Raw genomic sequence first — 16,435 nt, 5'->3', positions numbered from 1 at the left:
AATATTAAGAAAAAACATTCAATTTCTTTATATTCTATCACGAATATAAAGAAAGGATGGCATTTTTTACTTTTGGGGATAGTTAACACTTTTAAGTTGATGGGCATGTGTATTATCCCCTAAACCTTCAAATCCAGATCCGTTATTCGCAGCTGAAGATGTATACTCATATACAACTTGCGTTAAACCGTGGAAACCAGAATGAGAAATGGCATCCGTTCCTAAACTTGTTGAAAGAGCTAATGCTGAAAATCCTAAAATGAGCAATGGATGAAATAATATCGTTACTGCAATTAATTTCATTTCCTTACCTTCAATCTTTTTACCTAAAAACTCTGGTGTCCGTCCAACCATCAATCCAGATATAAAGACTGCGATAATTGCATACATAATAATGTTCACAAAGCCTGCTCCAACGCCGCCATATACTGTATTTAACATCATATTTACGAGTGGTACTAAACCACCAATTGGTGTTAACGTATCATGCATCGTATTAACAGCACCTGTTTCCGCAGCAGTCGTTACTGTCGCATAAAGGGAAGAAAATACTGTTCCGAACCTCACTTCTTTTCCTTCTGCACTTCCTTGTACATGCTGGATACCCATTTCATTTAATACTGGATTTCCATGTAATTCAGATGTCGTAATTGTGATAAATCCTAGTAAAAACATCATGAATAGTGATACGAAAAGGATACGACCTTGCTTTTTATTTCCTACCATTCGTCCGTACGTAAACGGAAGTGCAGTTGGTAATAACATCATAAGCATCATTTGCAAAATATTACTCATTTGCCCTGGATTTTCAAAAGGATGCGTAGAGTTTGCTCCGAAAAATCCACCACCGTTATTTCCAAGTTCCTTAATGGACACGAATGATGCAACTGGTCCGCGTAATATACTTTGCTTTGCACCTTCAATCGTATGTGCTGTAACAGCCCCATCTAACGTTTGCGGTACACCAAGAGCGACAAAGATTAACGCCGTAATAAAAGCGATAGGAAGAAATACTCTCGTTAACGCTCTCGTAAAATCAACGAAAAAGTTACCGAGTTCTTTTCCAGCGAGCCCTCTTATAAATGCCATAACGAGCGCTAATGTCGTTGCTGGTGCTGCGAACATTAAAAATGTAATCCCGATTAATTGTGATAAATAAGATAAGCCATTTTCACCGCTATAATGCTGTAAGTTTGTATCAGCCATAAAACTAATTGCTGTATTAAAAGCGAGCGTAGGCTCCATTCCTTCAATATGCGCTGGATTTAGCGGCAATACACCTTGTAATCTGAAAATGAAATATACAATAACAATCATAAATCCGTTGAGTAAAACTAATGATAATGCGTACTGTTTCCACGTTTGATTGTATTCTTTTACACCCGTAATTTTAAAAATAATTTTTTCAAAAGGCCCGAATACTTTATCTAGCTTTTTGCTACCTTGAAAAGCTTTTTCTAAATAAATCCCCGTTGGCTTTGCTACTAAAATAAACAAGAGCATTGTAATAATGACTGCAACCCAAATCATAATGAATGATTCCCCCTAATTAAAACTTCTCTGGATTTAATAATGCATACACTAAATACACTGTAATTGCTGCGACAATAACCGATAAGACAATCATCATGATTGCTTTCCTTCTTTCACAACTTTATCTGACCAACTTGCAAGACTTGCCATTGATGCAACTAATAAAATAAAAATCCCGACCATTACAACATCTAACATAGCTATCCCTCGCTTTGTTTTTGTTAAAATTTACCATTTAAATGTTAAAAAAGAACACTGAGCTCTACTCAGTGTTCAAAAAATGAACAACAAAAAGTAAACCTCCTCTCTAAACGCTTACGAGGTTAGCTGTCGGATTCGGGCCTAAAGAGTAGCCCTACTTTCAAAACTGAAAGATTCACCCCAAGTGACGATGCACAAAATTGGTTCCCCCGCTCCATTTCTGGAACTCAGCGATTTTAGGTTTTTTTGGAAATTTTATGAATGATTTATGAGAGTAAATATACTCCTCTATATTTCACTTGTAAAGGGGTAAATTACTGAAAATAATAATATTTACATCCATTTAAACGCTTACATTAAAGGTTATTACTATTATTTCATCTATTTTCTTTATTTCTCTTCTCTTTTCTTAAAAATGACCTTTTAAATATGAAATAAAAAGAGCGAATGAGATGAAGTGCATAGCTTGTTGCACTCAGCATTCGCTCTTTTTATTCAACCTTTATTCTCCTCGTAAAAATGCACGTAAATTTCTCCCGCGAATATAAACTTGTGTCAATTCTGCATGTAGCTGCTCATACTCGGTAATATCCACCTCTAAATACAAAGCATCTTTTGATGGTAATATAATATACGGCCCTGGAAAAAGGGGATCGATCTGAACCAATTCTTGAACTCGCTCTACCGATACTGCCCAACGATTTGCTATATCTCCAAGTAATAGTACCTTCATCATTTCTTCCCCCGCCCTATTCAAAAAATAAAAAAGAAATATTATCACAATTTGTAAACACGACAAACTTAGCTCCAATTGTTTCATAGAGCCTCGCTGGATATCGTTTATTCCTTGTAACAATAGTAATAGGTGCTTGAAAAGAAAAGCGAATGTGTTCTGTGAAAAAACTAACGATTGAAAGCTCATCCCCTAGTAAAATCACCTTCTTAATACACTCACAAATACTAGTAAAGTCCTGCTCCTTACTGCAGCTATAAGTCCAATCAAACCCACAATTCCTAACTTCAGCCGCTATCTCTTCATTTGCTGTAAAAATAATTAACTCATGTTGAAATGATACTAGATCTCTTAAACTATCTACCTTACTTTCTTCTCCAACACAAATAAGTGTTAGTTCCATGTACCTCATCCTCCTTAGTATAAAAGAAATCAAACATAGATTGATATTCTCCTATACTAATCAGATCGATGAAGTGATGTATCCATCATGGCACCGTCCTCTCTCAAGACGCTTACGAAGTTAGCTGTCGGATTCGGACTTTGAGAGTAGCCCTACTTTCAAACTTGAAAGATTCACCCCTAGTGCCTACGCACAAATTGGTTCCTCCGCTCCATATAATTGGACTCAGCGTTTACAAAAAAATGTATTCTGGCTGATATATTACTCCTGTATTTTGAAAAAGTAAACAGAAAAAAAGCCAGTTATAAAACTGGCTTTTCACTTACCTATGCACGCATTCTATTCACTTTATATGCAAAATGATTCGTCGGCCCATGGCCACTACCAATATTCAATGGCTCTTCAATTGCTATACTAATAAATCGTTTTGCTTCTTGAACAGCATCTTCAATCGAGTATCCTTTCGCAAGTCCTGCTGTAACCGCTGAAGCAAATGTACACCCACTTCCATGCGTTTGCTTTGAAGGAATTCGCTCGCTTCTAAACTCAATAAATTTTTCTCCATCAAAGAGGAAATCAATTACTTCATTCCCTTGATATTCTGCATGTCCGCCCTTCATAAGCACATATTTAGCACCTAATTCATACAATACTTTTGCAGCTTCCTTACTATCTTCAACATTATGAATCTCCATCCCAGTTAACACTTCTGCTTCTGGGACATTCGGTGTTATAACAGTTGCTACTGGTAATAAATATTCTTTTAATGCTTGAACTGCTTCTTGCTGTAATAATGATGCACCGCCTTTTGCAATCATAACGGGATCTAGCACAATATTATTCCAGCCAAACTTTTTAATTTGTTCTGCAACAATTTGAATTATTTCACTACTAAATAACATTCCTAGTTTCACTGCATCTGGTGTTAAATCCGTACCAATTGAATTCAACTGTTCTGTAATACCTTCTAACGGAACAGGATATACCCCTTGAACGCCAAGCGTGTTTTGAGCAGTAATCGCCGTAATAGCCGTCATTCCGTATACACCAAGCTCTTGGAATGTTTTTAAATCTGCCTGAATTCCAGCACCGCCGCCGCTATCAGACCCTGCAATTGTTAAAGCTTTATTCACTTTCATCCCACTCATCCTTTTCTATCCAAAATAGCGATGATAAATCGTTTTTGCTTCGCTTATATCTTTCGTTCCATGTACGAGCACACGGCCATCTTTAAAGGCGACTAACCTCTTGTCTTCAATAGAAAATGATAGTAAATATGGATTTATATTTAAATCATTCACACGACCTTCCAACAACTCTTTATATTGTTCAAAATTTATTTCATCTTTATGAGGTGGTCTAATTTGAACTGTATTTCGCCCGCATAAAACTGCTGTTTTTGATGTGTTCTCTTTATTTAAATACGGATATAATGCATTCTCTCCGCATGAAGGACAATTATGCTGGCGAAGCTTTTGCACATTCATACATGAATACTCATTCTTCCACATATCAAACGATACAAGCCCATCTCGAAGTGATTCGTAATCTTCTACTAACAGTTTAAGAGCTTCTGTTACTTGATGAGAAACGACAAGAGATACAGCAGGTGATATAATACCCGCTGTATCACATGTTGCCCCGCCAAGCGGAATCGACTGTAATAAACATGATAAACATGGTGTTTTACTAGGAAGGATTGTGTAAGAAAGACCGTAACTACCTACACATGCACCGTAAATCCATGGAATAGAATATTTTTGTGCTATATCATTTACAATAAAGCGTGTTTCAAAATTATCAGTCGCATCAATAATTACATCAACATTTATAACAAGTTCTTCTAGCTCTTCAGCTGTTACATCTTGAACGAGAGCTTCTATTGTTACATCGCTATTAATCTCATCTAAACGTTTTTTAGCCGCTATAGCTTTTGGAAGATTATTCTTTACGTCGCTCTCTGCATACAATTGTTGTCTTTGTAAATTACTCCAATCTACATAATCACGGTCAACAATTGTTATCTTGCCAACACCTGCTCTTACAAACATCTCTGCATTTGCACTACCTAATGCACCTGCACCGATAATAAGCACATGCTTTTCTCTTATCTTTTGCTGTCCTTCTTCTCCAATTGGAGAAAATAGTTCTTGGCGAGAATATCGATTATTCAACTACGCTCATTCCTTCTAAAGGACTACTTGCAGTTGCACAACGCTTACGTGCAATACGACCTGCTTCAAATCCTAAACGGCCTGCTTCAATACTTAATTTCATTGCTTGTGCCATTTTAATAGGATCTTTTGCACCTGATACAGCTGTATTTAATAACACGCCATCTGCTCCTAATTCCATTGCAAATGCCGCATCAGCTGGGCTACCAATACCGGCATCAACGATAACTGGTACTGTCGCTTGTTCAATAATGAAGCTCAAATTTAATGGATTTACAATACCAAGTCCTGATCCGATTGGAGATGCTCCTGGCATAATCGCATGCACGCCAAGCCCTTGTAATTTACGTGCTAATACAACATCATCAGATGTATACGGAAGTACGATAAATCCTTCTTCCAGTAACATTTCAGATGCCTTTAACGTTTCTACCGGATCAGGTAATAACGTTCTATCATCACCAATAACTTCTACCTTTATCATGTCACAAAGCCCAGAGGCTTTTGCTAATTTTGCAATACGAACAGCCTCTTCAGCGTTTTTTGCTCCTGCTGTATTTGGTAATAACGTATATTTTTTCACATCAAGTTTCTCTAATAAATTAGGTTGCTTTGCATCAAAGATATCCATACGACGTACTGCAAACGTTAAAATTTCAGCTTCAGAAACGTCAATTGCCTTTTGCTGTACGTCAAAATCAGGGAATTTACCTGTTCCTAATAAAAGTCTAGAATGAAATGAAAATGGTCCAATGTTTAACATAATCAACCGCCTCCTACGAAAGTTACAATCTCAATTTGGTCTCCATCAAAAACAGATGTATCTGTATGATCATCTTTTTGTAAAATATCTTTATTACGCTCTACTACAACAATTCTGTTATCTAACTCTAAATGTGTAAGTAGCTCAGCTACTGTTTTTACACTCGCTGGCACTTCAATTTGGTTACCATTAATTTTTAAATTCAAACTTCCATCCCCTTTCTAAACGCTTCTAGAAAGCAATGAATCTAGCAAATGATTCTCTTGCTTTCCTTCTATTAAATCAGCCATATATTGACCAGAAATAGGACTTAATAAAATACCGTTTCGATAATGGCCCGTGCAAGCATATAAACCTTTTATTTCTTCATGCTCTCCCATATAAGGAGCTTCATGATTCGATTGTGGTCGTAATCCTGCCCACGTGCTTTCCCATTCTGCTTCTTTTAAAGCTGGCAATATTGTATAAGCACGCTCTAATATAGAAGTTATACTTTCTGGCTGCACAGTTTTATTGAACGTATGTGGCTTCATTGTTGCCCCAATTACGTAACGTCCACCGCGCTTTGGAGTAATGTAAAATCTTTCTTGAAAAATAGGTGCTTTTAAAAGTTTTTTTCTACTTCTTACCGCAACCACTTCTCCTTTAACTGGATATGTACCCCAATCACGGTGAAAATAACCTAGTAACTTCGTGCTCCATGAACCTCCTGCAATAACGACTTTCTCACATGTGACAATACCTTCACTTGTAATAACTCCAGTCACTTTATTATTTTCAATACGGATATCAAATACTTCTGTCTGTTCATATATATCAGCACCGGAAATTGCCGCAGAATGTGCGAATGCTTTCGTAAGCTCTGGTGCAATAACATGACCGTCTTTCGGATAATATACTGCTCCTATAATAGATTCGGATAGATATGGCTCTTTTTCCCGCACATGGTCTCCCGTTAGAAAATAAGAATCTTCACCTGTTTTCTGCTGCCAATCCATAATGTGAAGTATTCTTTCCTTCTCATCTTCATTTTGAGCAATACGATAAATTCCTTTTTCTTCATATCCAATATCAATACCCGTCTTTTCACGTAAAACTGCTGCAAGTTGTGGAAATATAGCTCGGCTTTCTCTAGCAAGTTCAAATAGCGGATCATACGCATCCCATTCTGCCTGAACACCAAGTAAACCAGCAGCTGCTTTGGAAGCTTCCGATGCAATACTTTGCTTCTCCACAATCGCTACTTTATGTCCTCTTTCTGCTAGAAAATGTGCAACTGAACTGCCAATTACACCACCACCAATAATCGCTACATCATACTTCTCACACATGTTTTTCCGCCCACTTTCTTATTGATTCCTTATAAGATTTCGCTTTGCTATACGGGTTACTACTACTTACAATTCCAGACATAACTGCTATACCACTTACACCGTTAGTAAGAACATCCACTGTGTTTTGTGGGGTAATTCCTCCAATTGCTGTAATCGGTATAGATAAACACCTTGCAATGTCTGAAATTTCTTCAAGCCCTCTCGCTGGCACACCTTTTTTACAATCTGTCGGAAATACATGGCCATAAACGAGTGAATCCGCTCCATTTTTAAAAGCTACTATTGCTTCATCTAGCGAATGCACAGAATAACCGACATGCAAATACGAAAACTTTTCTTTCACTGACTTTACATCTGTACTTCGATATCCTAGTTGAACACGAGGAATATTTAATAAAATTGCAATATCAATTCGATCGTTTATGACAATTTTAGAAGCCGGAAAGCCCTCCATTAATAGACTTTCCACACCTTCATATAATTCCTTCGTACTCTTCTCACGCTCACGAATATGCAAATAATCAATCTCACTCTCAATTTGCATCGCTACATTCACTAACTCTTCGAATGGCATATGGCCATTTGAGATTACGTGGAGCTCATTTTTCATATTCATTCGCCTACTTTAAAATATTTTCGAATAGTTCATCGGCTGGGACGGTTTCTTTCGTCATTCCTTTGTCCTTCAGCCACTTATTTTGTTTCTCCCAAGATTCTTTTGAATCTGATAAAAATGGCTCATCTTTCGTTTCCATCTTCTCTAATAAAATTTTCATACTTTCCTTTTCAACTTCTGGCACAAGTGGGAAGTTTTCTTTTTCTTGATGATTTAATAAAATATTCAATGCTTCATCTGGGTTTTTCTTCATGAAATCATAGCCTTTTTTCGTACCGCGTAAGAAAGCTTGCAACGCTTCTTTATCTTTTTTCAACGTTTTATCACCTGTTACAAACACAAGCTCATGATAGTTTGGTACTCCGTAATCAGCTGGATTAAAGTACGCTGGTTCATGGCCTTCATGACGCATAACAGGTACTTCATGGTTAATGTATGCCCCTGTTACCGCATCTACTTTCTTCGTAATTAATGCTGGTACTAAATCAAAGCCAACATCAACTACTTTCACTGTATCAGGATTACCACCAGCTTCTTTTACCATCGTTTTTAAATACATCTCACTTAAAGGTGTTCCAGAGTATCCTACTGTTTTTCCTTCTAAATCTTTCGGTGATTGAATGCCCGCTGATTTCAGTGATACAACATGATTTAATGGTGAACGTACGACAGCTCCAATTGATTTCACTGGAATTTGCTCATTCGCTCTCGCCATAACAACATCTGGCTGATAATACAAGCCAACTGTTACCTTCCCTGCTGCTGCCAGCGTTAATGGATCAGTCGGATTAGAAGGGAATTTAATATTTACCTTTACACCTTCTTCTTTAAAGTATCCTTTTTCAATTGCTGCATAGATAAAGCTATGTACCGCATTTGGATACCAATCTAACATGACTGTTATTTCTTTCTCTTTTTTACTTTTGTCTGATGCTGAATTACTCGAACATCCTGCAATTATTGCAATTAATAATGTAAACACAAAGATGCGCTTTAAAAATTTCATGAATACTTCCTCCAACTAATGAATTTCTTTTCTAATATGGAAATAATTACGACGAAGAAAATAGCTAATAATGATAACAATACAATAGGTGCAAATACGCCAGCTCCATCTAACTGCGTCATCATTCTCTTACTGAAATATCCAAGCCCAGCTTGTGCACCGAGCCATTCTCCAATTGCTGCTCCGATAACACTAAGCGGAACTGCAATTTTTAAAGCTGAGAAAAAATAAGGAAGAGCAGACGGCAACTTTAATTTAAGAAAAATATCTCTTTTTGTTGCTCCATATGTAACTAAGAGCTCCTCCCATTCTTTTTTCGTACTACGCAGTCCATCATACGTATTGACCGCAATTGGGAAACACGTAATTAAAACTGTGACAACAACCTTACTCCAAATTGTGTATCCAAACCATAAAACAAATAGCGGAGCAAGCGCAGTAATCGGAATCGTTTGTGAAGCAACTAATAATGGATAAAATGCTCTCTCCATCCATGTACTCGCATTCATTAACATCGCTAGCCCTACACCTAATACGATAGAGATAACAACACCTATTAAAACGACGTATAACGTTGCAGGTAAATGAACTGTAAATAATATGTCTTTTAGTTTCCATATCTTCATTACAATCGCAGAAGGTGACGGTAAAATGTACATCTCATCTACAATTCTTGCTCCTATTTCCCACACAGCTAGTAAAATACTAGAAAGTGTAATAGCAGGAACTAATTCTTTCAATCGGTTCATCACACAAGTACCTGCCTTTGTAACATACTAAGAAGCTCATCTTTCAGCGCTAATACTTCCGGTTTATATAAATCTTTTCGTGTTCTGTTATGATCAAGCGGTACAGTCCGCTCAGTCAAAGTCGTTATCGGCTGCTGTTCCACTACTAAAACTCGGTTTGAAAGAAATAACGCTTCTTCAACATCATGAGTAATGAATAAAATTGTTTTTTCCCACTCTTGCCATTGTTCAAACAACCATTCTTGCAAAGAGGTCTTCGTTAAAGCATCCAACGCACTAAATGGTTCATCTAACAGCAATATTTCCCCGCCTGTTAATAAAGTTCGAATAAAAGATACACGTTGTCTCATACCACCAGATAAATCTTTCGGATATTTTTTCTCATACCCTTGCAAACCAAATTTATGTAACAGTTCCTTTGCCTTTACTTGTGCTTCTTTCTTCTGTACACCTTGGCACTCTAGCGGCAGGGCAGCATTCTCAATAATTGTTCTCCACGGCAAAAGCATATCTTTTTGCGGCATATATCCTACAGGATGGTGCTTTGTTTCTGTCAGTTCTATCTGTCCAGTACTTACCTTTTCTAGACCTGTAATAAGGCGAAATAAAGTACTTTTCCCACATCCACTCGGTCCGATAATACTGACAAACTCTTTCTCATGTATAGAAGCATTTAATTCATGGATGATTGGTTTCTCATCGTAATGAAAAGAAACATTATGAAACTGTAGTATGTTCTTGCTCCTCAAATCCCCACATCTCCTTACGATAGGACATATCCCAGAATAAATATTCAAATCGACTGGAATATAAGAAAATCTCCTCTAATCTTTCTAGTTCTGTCTCAGACTTTCCCACTGCCATTTCATTTAATAAATCTATTAACCAAATACACAGATTACCGTATTCTTCCGAACTATATCCTTGAATCCACTCACCAAAAAACTCATGATCTCTTGCTCCAGGAATATCATTTAAACGCTTTCCAATTTCCCAATAGCTCCACATACATGGAAGAAGCGCTGCTATTAATTCCGCAAGTGTGCCATTTTGAGATACAGACATCATGTAATTTGTATAAGCTAAATTTTTAGCAGATGGTTTCGCAGACTCTATCTCCTCTATAGAAATTCCAAGTCTTTTTGCATATTGTTTATGGATTGTCATTTCGCCATTTAATATTCCATCAATTTGTTCAGCGAACTTTCCCATTACTTGTGGATTCGTTGCTTTTACAACACCAATCGCATATAACTTTGCATAATCTAGCAGATATAAATAATCTTGAATAATATAATACTGGAATTTATCTTTTTCTAACGTGCCATCTCCCATACCTACTACAAACGGATGATTATGACTCATCTCCCAAACCGGTTGCACAGTTTCTAATAATCTATCGCAAAATTTCATTTCTCTATCCCCTTTCAATATATGTATCTAAATAAAAAACCACTTCTATATATAAGAAGTGGTTACAGCAAATAAAGTTATACATTTATTCGATGTTCCACTTCCCTTCGCTAGTATTACCTAGATCAGGTGTTGTAAGGGTTAAGGATTATTCCTCTCTCAGCAAATCAAGCACCCCTAGTGGTTTCAATATGAAATTTTCAAATAAAAAAGCCCCGTTTCTATACGCAAAGAAACGGGGACTCATTGTTAGTGTCCGAATTGCTTCCCTACGCTAGCATAATCTAGATCAGGTAATAAAAAGGATCAAAGGCTTACGGCCTACTCTCAGCTGGCAACACCAGCTCTCCTAGCAAACTATAAAATTATCACTGTCAGTATAACACCCTAATAAGACATCATCAACTTTTTTAATTTTCTTAATTATTAACAGAATATCAAATTTATACAATACATACATTCTATTTTAGAAAATAAAACCCCAATTAATTGCATAAGAAGGAATCATTATCCTCAAAAAATTTATTTTTATATTGATTTCATATTACATTTATGTGAATACACCCACTATATTATATCTTTATACTATAATAAAATTACAACTATACAACTAGAGGAGGTCTCTATTCCATGAATATGAAAGCTACTGCTTTAACAGCAACTACTGTAGCGATTGCTTCTTTACTTCCTTCTATGGGTGAAACAAATGTACAAAAAGCAAACGCTGAACAATTATCTAATATTAAAACTGGGTATGTCAAAGTCGATCAAGTAGCATTACATACAGAAGATAACGTAAAAAGCACATCAATTGATACAATTCGCTTTAATACAAAAGTGAACATCCTTGAAACAACTAATGAGTGGTATAAAGTATCTGTTCATAATAAAGTAGGTTATGTACAAAAAGATGCTATTTTACTAAAAAACAAACTTCATTCTAATGATCAATACATCGTTAATGCTAATGCATTAAACGTTCGCTCTGAACCTAATTTAGAATCTTCCATTTTAGATGTATTACCAAATGGCAAGTTTATTACCGTTCAAGAAGATCAAGGCGAATGGTATAAAATATCGCATAATGGCCAAACAGGTTACGTACAAAAAGCATTCATCTCTAATGGTTCACAACCCTTAGTAAAAGGAATCACCGTTCAAAATAATACAAAATATACTGTTGCAACACCTAATCTAAATGTACGTAGCAACGCTAGTACAAGTAGCGCTCTACTCGGTTCATTACAAAACGGTACACAAGTACAAGTAGTAGAAACTGTAGGAACTTGGTATAAAATTCGTTTTGGCACAGGATACGGATATGTAGCAAAACACTATGTAGTACAAAATCAACCACAAGCTAAAACTGATCAACCTTCATCAATTCCAGCTGCTTTCAAATTCCCTGCTCAAGGAAGAATTAGCTCAACCTTTGATATACGCTGGGAACAAATGCATTATGGTATAGATATTGCCGCTCCAGGAAACGTCTCTATCCAAGCTGCTGCTGCAGGTAAAGTTGTGAAATCTTATTATTCAGCTAGCTATGGCAATGTTGTTTTCATTGCGCATCAAATCAATGGGAAATTATATACAACTGTTTATGCTCATATGAAGGATCGCACTGTACAAGCTGGTGATCAAGTACAAACTGGACAATTAATAGGTCATATGGGAAACACAGGTCATTCATACGGGCAGCATCTTCATTTTGAATTACATAATGGAGAATGGAATTTTGAAAAAACAAATGCAGTAAATCCACTGCCATATTTAGTTAGGTAAATTGTATGCCACGCAATATACCTCTTATAATTGAATACGTAGCCTTTTTAGGTTTAATCTGTTGTTTAATCATTTACAATACAAACATTGTATTTTTATCTATTATTATTGCTTTTGTTGCATTAGAAATTATGATGGAATCATTTCAAGTGCAACTAAAACAAAAAATTGCCCATATTTATAATGCTATTTTTCTTTTGAGTGCTCTCATAACAAATATAATTAGTAATGGCTTTTATTTATCTACTGTATTTCCAGTATTCTTTATGGCTGTTTTATTATTTGTAGCTAGATATATTAATGTCCCTTATAACCAAAAACAAAAACAAGAACAAGAAGCTTAGAAAGAGGAGACACTGTGTACCAATCTTTCAAAGATACTCCAATAAAATACATATTGAATTTGTATAAGAAAGCCAATACTTTTTTTGATATACAAGGAAGTTATACTGAACAACTTCTCCTATATGGAATGTTTTTTCTTGTCTTAATCACTTTCTCTTTGTTTTACTAACAAAAAAGGATCTCACATAAACTGGAGATCCTTTTTAATTTATATTAATTTTTCATATCGAAAATATTGTTTATCCACAAGCATATTTTTCATAAATAAAGCTCAGATTATATTTTTTCTCTAAGCTCATTCGTTGTTCGTCATCGCACCAATAGAAAAGAATATCATGAATCGTTGCGTAACGCTTATTTTTAAGAAATAGCCTAAAGAATGATGGTAAACAATCATGTAATTGTATAAATATATAATTGCGTAGTGTTTCTTCTTTATATTCAATGCCCTTACAAATATACAGTAATTCTTCACAATAATATGCATGCTGTGGAACTTGTATCATTTCGAAAAATGGCACATAAGATAGTAGCTTTCCAATAAAATGACCGTATCGATCCATTACTCCTATCGTCATATGCTCCATCATTTCTTTCATCACATATAAATAATCATCTACATGCGTTGTCTTTAATGGGTCTAAACGATCGGAAATTTGAGATAATACAGCTCTTTGACATGCTAAAACTGCCTGACTAGGTCCATAATATGATAGGAAATCTGTACACTTACGATATTTCCGTAATAAATCATGTGTATACAAATCATATACAAAAGTATTACAATACATTGCTAAACTCATCATATCACTATTTAATTGCTCTTTTGATAATGATTTCGCTCTCTTGCACATATAAAAGAATGTAAATTCCAATACTTCTTTATGAGATAATAAATGTTTACAATCGGTTATACACTTCTCATTAAATTTAACTCTATCCCAAATTTCAATATCCCTATCTGTCAATTCACCTATACGATATTTAATAATTAAATAATTTAAAGCAACTGATTGCGTCAAAAGATCCCATGTTTCATATTCCAATGAAGTATGAACAAACTCAGCTAATCCTTGCGCTATCATAAAATCATTTGCCTCTTCATACCAACCAATCTCTTGGCATAAGCGAAGAATACGCACTAAAGTTGGAATTTCATCTTTATGAAACTGCGGTAATTTCTTTGCTTTATTCATGCCATATACGATAAATGCCGCTAAATTTTCTTCTTTATAAAATTCTTTTTCTTTCCATACTAATATAGTTCGTTCTTTCCCCTCACCTTTTGGGTGACAAGGTACAAGCAAAGAAAATAATTCAGCGAAATTATTTGGTTCTATATATGTATCTGTAACCAAATTCCAATTTGGATCGCCCTGTACAGCCTTCATATAATTCCCCTTCCCTTTTCATCTATGTAGGAAATATTAATTTATTATCGTACCACTAAAAATTAATATTGTTATATTCAAAATCTATCATAATACTTATATCTATCAGTATATCATCTTTTCTCTTATTAAAAATTAAGAATAACAAATTTTAAAAAAATGTCGAAATTATTAACCGTATCCTTATTATATAATGTCTCAGATACATCACGCTAACATATTAGTTTAATCCATATATGCTAGAATAATGTATCTGAAATTTATATATAATTTAGCTCTTTATGAGTGACCATTAAACTCTCGGTTAATTAAAGTTTCAATTTACTCTGTACGCTCTGAGATTTCACTCAAGGCAAATCCAGCTTGATCATCTGCTGATTCCCTTATAGCTAAATCTCCTAGTGCTAACATGCCAATAAGTTGACCACTATCAACTACTGGTAATCGTCTAATTTGATGCTGTGCCATTAGCTCTGTAGCTTTTTCAATAGAATCATTTGGAGAAACTGAGATAATATTTGTTGTCATTACATTTGTAATTTTATTAGATCCAGGATGTTTTTCAGCAATCCCTCGAACGACTAAATCACGATCAGTAACAAGCCCAACAACTTGCTCATTTTCAACAACAGGAATTAATCCAACTGATTCTTCCTTCATTTTAACAGCTGCCTCATATACATTGTCTAGCGGTGTACAATGTACAATATGGGTACTCATTAAGTCTCTAACTCGTGTCATTATTTATTTCCTCCTTTTTATACATACCATAGCTTTTCCAAAATTCCTTTATTTATTTCTGGAAAGTAACGTAATAAAAAGGATTAACAAAATAAAAAAGAGCCAGCATAATGCTGACTCTTTTTTGTATGACCCGTACGGGATTCGAACCCGTGTTACCGCCGTGAAAGGGCGGTGTCTTAACCACTTGACCAACGGGCCATGGCTCCGCAGGTAGGACTCGAACCTACGACCGATCGGTTAACAGCCGATAGCTCTACCACTGAGCTACTGCGGAATAATATATGGTGGGCCTAAATGGACTCGAACCATCGACCTCACGCTTATCAGGCGTGCGCTCTAACCAGCTGAGCTATAGGCCCATATACTTTACAGGGGCAGTAGGAATCGAACCCACACTGGAGGTTTTGGAGACCTCAGTTCTACCTTTAAACTATGCCCCTAAATGATGCCGGCTAGAGGACTTGAACCCCCAACCTACTGATTACAAGTCAGTTGCTCTACCAATTGAGCTAAGCCGGCATAAAAAAAATGGTGGCTCGGGACGGAATCGAACCGCCGACACGAGGATTTTCAGTCCTCTGCTCTACCGACTGAGCTACCGAGCCAACATAAATGGCGGTCCCGACCGGGGTCGAACCGGCGATCTCCTGCGTGACAGGCAGGCATGTTAACCACTACACCACGGGACCATTTGGTTGCGGGGACAGGATTTGAACCTGCGACCTTCGGGTTATGAGCCCGACGAGCTACCGTGCTGCTCCACCCCGCGACAATATAAAGTTTTAAAAAATGGAGGAGGTAGAGGGATTCGAACCCCCGCGCGACTCTCGCCGCCTGTCGGTTTTCAAGACCGATCCCTTCAGCCGAACTTGGGTATACCTCCATGAAGGAAAAAATAAATATTTTATTATTATATGTCTAAACCATTAAAGAAAAAATGGAGGAGGTAGAGGGATTCGAACCCCCGCGCGATTCTCACCGCCTGTCGGTTTTCAAGACCGATCCCTTCAGCCGAACTTGGGTATACCTCCGAGACATATATTAAATAAAGTGGAGCCTAGCGGGATCGAACCGCTGACCTCCTGCGTGCAAGGCAGGCGCTCTCCCAGCTGAGCTAAGGCCCCATGTTTTTTGGGAATATCGGGAAGACAGGATTTGAACCTGCGACCCCCTGGTCCCAAACCAGGTGCTCTACCAAGCTGAGCCACTTCCCGTTAATAAAAGCGCGCCCGAGAGGAGTCGAAC

19 protein-coding genes, 12 tRNA genes and 4 riboswitches are annotated in these 16,435 nt (G+C 36.5%); of the genes, 2 read left to right on the top strand and 29 right to left on the bottom strand.

Annotated elements, in window-relative coordinates; genetic code table 11:
- Window positions 1-66: 66 nt before the first annotated feature.
- From kdpA to tenA, 15 genes are all read right to left on the bottom strand, one after another.
- Window positions 67-1,530, bottom strand: a complete 1,464-nt coding sequence (kdpA, locus tag ACS2CR_RS29255; protein ID WP_309567802.1) for a potassium-transporting ATPase subunit KdpA — start codon at window positions 1,528-1,530, stop codon at window positions 67-69.
- Between the two features lie 19 nt (window positions 1,531-1,549).
- Window positions 1,550-1,627: a K(+)-transporting ATPase subunit F gene (kdpF, locus tag ACS2CR_RS29250; protein WP_223153441.1), complete on the bottom strand. Its 78-nt coding sequence runs from the start codon at window positions 1,625-1,627 to the stop codon at window positions 1,550-1,552.
- Complete coding sequence (locus ACS2CR_RS29245; protein WP_000887894.1) at window positions 1,627-1,731, bottom strand: SipW-dependent-type signal peptide-containing protein; 105 nt, start codon at window positions 1,729-1,731, stop codon at window positions 1,627-1,629. Before ACS2CR_RS29245 ends, kdpF begins: the two co-directional genes overlap by 1 nt.
- A 100-nt stretch (window positions 1,732-1,831) precedes the next feature.
- Window positions 1,832-1,977, bottom strand: a riboswitch (cyclic di-AMP (ydaO/yuaA leader).
- A 259-nt stretch (window positions 1,978-2,236) separates the two neighbouring features.
- Complete coding sequence (locus ACS2CR_RS29240) at window positions 2,237-2,470, bottom strand: hypothetical protein (protein WP_001985933.1); 234 nt, start codon at window positions 2,468-2,470, stop codon at window positions 2,237-2,239.
- A gap of 13 nt (window positions 2,471-2,483) precedes the next feature.
- Window positions 2,484-2,870 (bottom strand): hypothetical protein, encoded by a 387-nt coding sequence (locus ACS2CR_RS29235; protein WP_000424069.1) that lies wholly within the window; start codon window positions 2,868-2,870, stop codon window positions 2,484-2,486.
- Between the two features lie 93 nt (window positions 2,871-2,963).
- Window positions 2,964-3,111: riboswitch (cyclic di-AMP (ydaO/yuaA leader) on the bottom strand.
- An 85-nt stretch (window positions 3,112-3,196) separates the two neighbouring features.
- On the bottom strand, window positions 3,197-4,009 hold the full coding sequence (gene thiD / locus ACS2CR_RS29230; RefSeq protein ID WP_000867381.1) for a bifunctional hydroxymethylpyrimidine kinase/phosphomethylpyrimidine kinase: 813 nt from the start codon (window positions 4,007-4,009) through the stop codon (window positions 3,197-3,199).
- Window positions 4,010-4,024: 15 nt separating this feature from the next.
- Complete coding sequence (gene thiF, locus ACS2CR_RS29225) at window positions 4,025-5,044, bottom strand: thiazole biosynthesis adenylyltransferase ThiF (protein ID WP_001065413.1); 1,020 nt, start codon at window positions 5,042-5,044, stop codon at window positions 4,025-4,027.
- Window positions 5,037-5,807, bottom strand: coding sequence for a thiazole synthase (gene thiG, locus ACS2CR_RS29220; RefSeq protein ID WP_000931986.1), 771 nt, complete (start codon window positions 5,805-5,807; stop codon window positions 5,037-5,039). The genes thiF and thiG overlap by 8 nt, the downstream gene beginning before the upstream one ends.
- A gap of 2 nt (window positions 5,808-5,809) precedes the next feature.
- On the bottom strand, window positions 5,810-6,013 hold the full coding sequence (thiS, locus tag ACS2CR_RS29215) for a sulfur carrier protein ThiS (RefSeq protein WP_001049502.1): 204 nt from the start codon (window positions 6,011-6,013) through the stop codon (window positions 5,810-5,812).
- 15 nt (window positions 6,014-6,028) lie between these two features.
- Window positions 6,029-7,138, bottom strand: coding sequence for a glycine oxidase ThiO (gene thiO / locus ACS2CR_RS29210; RefSeq protein ID WP_000333308.1), 1,110 nt, complete (start codon window positions 7,136-7,138; stop codon window positions 6,029-6,031).
- Entirely contained in the window at window positions 7,131-7,751 is a 621-nt protein-coding gene (gene tenI, locus ACS2CR_RS29205) for a thiazole tautomerase TenI (RefSeq protein ID WP_000787171.1), read from the bottom strand. Before tenI ends, thiO begins: the two co-directional genes overlap by 8 nt.
- Before the next feature lie 10 nt (window positions 7,752-7,761).
- Window positions 7,762-8,763, bottom strand: coding sequence for an ABC transporter substrate-binding protein (locus ACS2CR_RS29200; protein WP_000670416.1), 1,002 nt, complete (start codon window positions 8,761-8,763; stop codon window positions 7,762-7,764).
- Window positions 8,760-9,512, bottom strand: a complete 753-nt coding sequence (locus tag ACS2CR_RS29195) for an ABC transporter permease (RefSeq protein ID WP_001080854.1) — start codon at window positions 9,510-9,512, stop codon at window positions 8,760-8,762. Before ACS2CR_RS29195 ends, ACS2CR_RS29200 begins: the two co-directional genes overlap by 4 nt.
- Window positions 9,512-10,261, bottom strand: coding sequence for an ABC transporter ATP-binding protein (locus ACS2CR_RS29190; protein WP_001256793.1), 750 nt, complete (start codon window positions 10,259-10,261; stop codon window positions 9,512-9,514). The genes ACS2CR_RS29195 and ACS2CR_RS29190 overlap by 1 nt, the downstream gene beginning before the upstream one ends.
- Window positions 10,230-10,925, bottom strand: a complete 696-nt coding sequence (tenA, locus tag ACS2CR_RS29185) for a thiaminase II (RefSeq protein WP_000666828.1) — start codon at window positions 10,923-10,925, stop codon at window positions 10,230-10,232. The genes ACS2CR_RS29190 and tenA overlap by 32 nt, the downstream gene beginning before the upstream one ends.
- 85 nt (window positions 10,926-11,010) lie before the next feature.
- A riboswitch (TPP riboswitch) is annotated at window positions 11,011-11,114 on the bottom strand.
- Window positions 11,115-11,174: 60 nt separating this feature from the next.
- A riboswitch (TPP riboswitch) is annotated at window positions 11,175-11,286 on the bottom strand.
- A gap of 269 nt (window positions 11,287-11,555) precedes the next feature.
- Here tenA and ACS2CR_RS29180 point away from each other — a divergent pair.
- Both ACS2CR_RS29180 and ACS2CR_RS29175 read left to right on the top strand, forming a co-directional pair.
- Window positions 11,556-12,710, top strand: a complete 1,155-nt coding sequence (locus ACS2CR_RS29180) for an SH3 domain-containing protein (RefSeq protein ID WP_001056031.1) — start codon at window positions 11,556-11,558, stop codon at window positions 12,708-12,710.
- Between the two features lie 5 nt (window positions 12,711-12,715).
- On the top strand, window positions 12,716-13,054 hold the full coding sequence (locus tag ACS2CR_RS29175; protein WP_001137824.1) for a hypothetical protein: 339 nt from the start codon (window positions 12,716-12,718) through the stop codon (window positions 13,052-13,054).
- Window positions 13,055-13,294: 240 nt separating this feature from the next.
- Here the strand turns inward: ACS2CR_RS29175 and ACS2CR_RS29170 are convergent, their stop codons facing one another.
- The 14 genes from ACS2CR_RS29170 to ACS2CR_RS29105 all read right to left on the bottom strand — a co-directional run bounded on the left by ACS2CR_RS29170 (window position 13,295) and on the right by ACS2CR_RS29105 (window position 16,404).
- Entirely contained in the window at window positions 13,295-14,446 is a 1,152-nt protein-coding gene (locus ACS2CR_RS29170) for a DUF3965 domain-containing protein (protein ID WP_000648912.1), read from the bottom strand.
- A gap of 321 nt (window positions 14,447-14,767) precedes the next feature.
- Complete coding sequence (locus ACS2CR_RS29165; RefSeq protein WP_000199011.1) at window positions 14,768-15,187, bottom strand: CBS domain-containing protein; 420 nt, start codon at window positions 15,185-15,187, stop codon at window positions 14,768-14,770.
- A 129-nt stretch (window positions 15,188-15,316) separates the two neighbouring features.
- Window positions 15,317-15,388: transfer RNA gene (locus ACS2CR_RS29160), tRNA-Glu, on the bottom strand.
- Window position 15,389: 1 nt separating this feature from the next.
- A tRNA-Asn gene (locus tag ACS2CR_RS29155) sits at window positions 15,390-15,464 on the bottom strand.
- A gap of 8 nt (window positions 15,465-15,472) precedes the next feature.
- Window positions 15,473-15,549: transfer RNA gene (locus ACS2CR_RS29150), tRNA-Ile, on the bottom strand.
- Window positions 15,550-15,559: 10 nt separating this feature from the next.
- Window positions 15,560-15,630: transfer RNA gene (locus ACS2CR_RS29145), tRNA-Trp, on the bottom strand.
- A 6-nt stretch (window positions 15,631-15,636) separates the two neighbouring features.
- Window positions 15,637-15,709: transfer RNA gene (locus ACS2CR_RS29140), tRNA-Thr, on the bottom strand.
- 10 nt (window positions 15,710-15,719) lie between these two features.
- A tRNA-Phe gene (locus tag ACS2CR_RS29135) sits at window positions 15,720-15,795 on the bottom strand.
- Window positions 15,796-15,803: 8 nt separating this feature from the next.
- Window positions 15,804-15,879: transfer RNA gene (locus ACS2CR_RS29130), tRNA-Asp, on the bottom strand.
- Between the two features lie 3 nt (window positions 15,880-15,882).
- A tRNA-Met gene (locus ACS2CR_RS29125) sits at window positions 15,883-15,959 on the bottom strand.
- Between the two features lie 21 nt (window positions 15,960-15,980).
- Window positions 15,981-16,073: transfer RNA gene (locus tag ACS2CR_RS29120), tRNA-Ser, on the bottom strand.
- A 55-nt stretch (window positions 16,074-16,128) separates the two neighbouring features.
- Window positions 16,129-16,221, bottom strand: a tRNA-Ser gene (locus ACS2CR_RS29115).
- 20 nt (window positions 16,222-16,241) lie between these two features.
- Window positions 16,242-16,314, bottom strand: a tRNA-Ala gene (locus ACS2CR_RS29110).
- Window positions 16,315-16,330: 16 nt separating this feature from the next.
- A tRNA-Pro gene (locus ACS2CR_RS29105) sits at window positions 16,331-16,404 on the bottom strand.
- Window positions 16,405-16,435: the final 31 nt, after the last annotated feature.

Origin of the sequence: Bacillus cereus group sp. BceL291, from assembly GCF_051776705.1 — a bacterium.
Classification (GTDB): domain Bacteria; phylum Bacillota; class Bacilli; order Bacillales; family Bacillaceae_G; genus Bacillus_A; species Bacillus_A cereus.
This window is presented reverse-complemented; position numbering and strand designations above follow the sequence as displayed.

Bases quoted from the DNA above. Each gene is read 5' to 3' on its own strand.
- kdpA (WP_309567802.1), bottom strand. From the start codon at position 1,530: ATGATTTGGGTTGCAGTCATTATTACAATGCTCTTGTTTATTTTAGTA.
- kdpF (WP_223153441.1), bottom strand. From the start codon at position 1,627: ATGATTGTCTTATCGGTTATTGTCGCAGCAATTACAGTGTATTTAGTG.
- ACS2CR_RS29245 (WP_000887894.1), bottom strand. From the start codon at position 1,731: ATGTTAGATGTTGTAATGGTCGGGATTTTTATTTTATTAGTTGCATCA.
- ACS2CR_RS29240 (WP_001985933.1), bottom strand. From the start codon at position 2,470: ATGATGAAGGTACTATTACTTGGAGATATAGCAAATCGTTGGGCAGTA.
- ACS2CR_RS29235 (WP_000424069.1), bottom strand. From the start codon at position 2,870: ATGGAACTAACACTTATTTGTGTTGGAGAAGAAAGTAAGGTAGATAGT.
- thiD (WP_000867381.1), bottom strand. From the start codon at position 4,009: ATGAAAGTGAATAAAGCTTTAACAATTGCAGGGTCTGATAGCGGCGGC.
- thiG (WP_000931986.1), bottom strand. From the start codon at position 5,807: ATGTTAAACATTGGACCATTTTCATTTCATTCTAGACTTTTATTAGGA.
- thiO (WP_000333308.1), bottom strand. From the start codon at position 7,138: ATGTGTGAGAAGTATGATGTAGCGATTATTGGTGGTGGTGTAATTGGC.
- tenI (WP_000787171.1), bottom strand. From the start codon at position 7,751: ATGAAAAATGAGCTCCACGTAATCTCAAATGGCCATATGCCATTCGAA.
- ACS2CR_RS29200 (WP_000670416.1), bottom strand. From the start codon at position 8,763: ATGAAATTTTTAAAGCGCATCTTTGTGTTTACATTATTAATTGCAATA.
- ACS2CR_RS29195 (WP_001080854.1), bottom strand. From the start codon at position 9,512: ATGAACCGATTGAAAGAATTAGTTCCTGCTATTACACTTTCTAGTATT.
- tenA (WP_000666828.1), bottom strand. From the start codon at position 10,925: ATGAAATTTTGCGATAGATTATTAGAAACTGTGCAACCGGTTTGGGAG.
- ACS2CR_RS29180 (WP_001056031.1), top strand. From the start codon at position 11,556: ATGAATATGAAAGCTACTGCTTTAACAGCAACTACTGTAGCGATTGCT.
- ACS2CR_RS29175 (WP_001137824.1), top strand. From the start codon at position 12,716: ATGCCACGCAATATACCTCTTATAATTGAATACGTAGCCTTTTTAGGT.
- ACS2CR_RS29170 (WP_000648912.1), bottom strand. From the start codon at position 14,446: ATGAAGGCTGTACAGGGCGATCCAAATTGGAATTTGGTTACAGATACA.
- ACS2CR_RS29165 (WP_000199011.1), bottom strand. From the start codon at position 15,187: ATGACACGAGTTAGAGACTTAATGAGTACCCATATTGTACATTGTACA.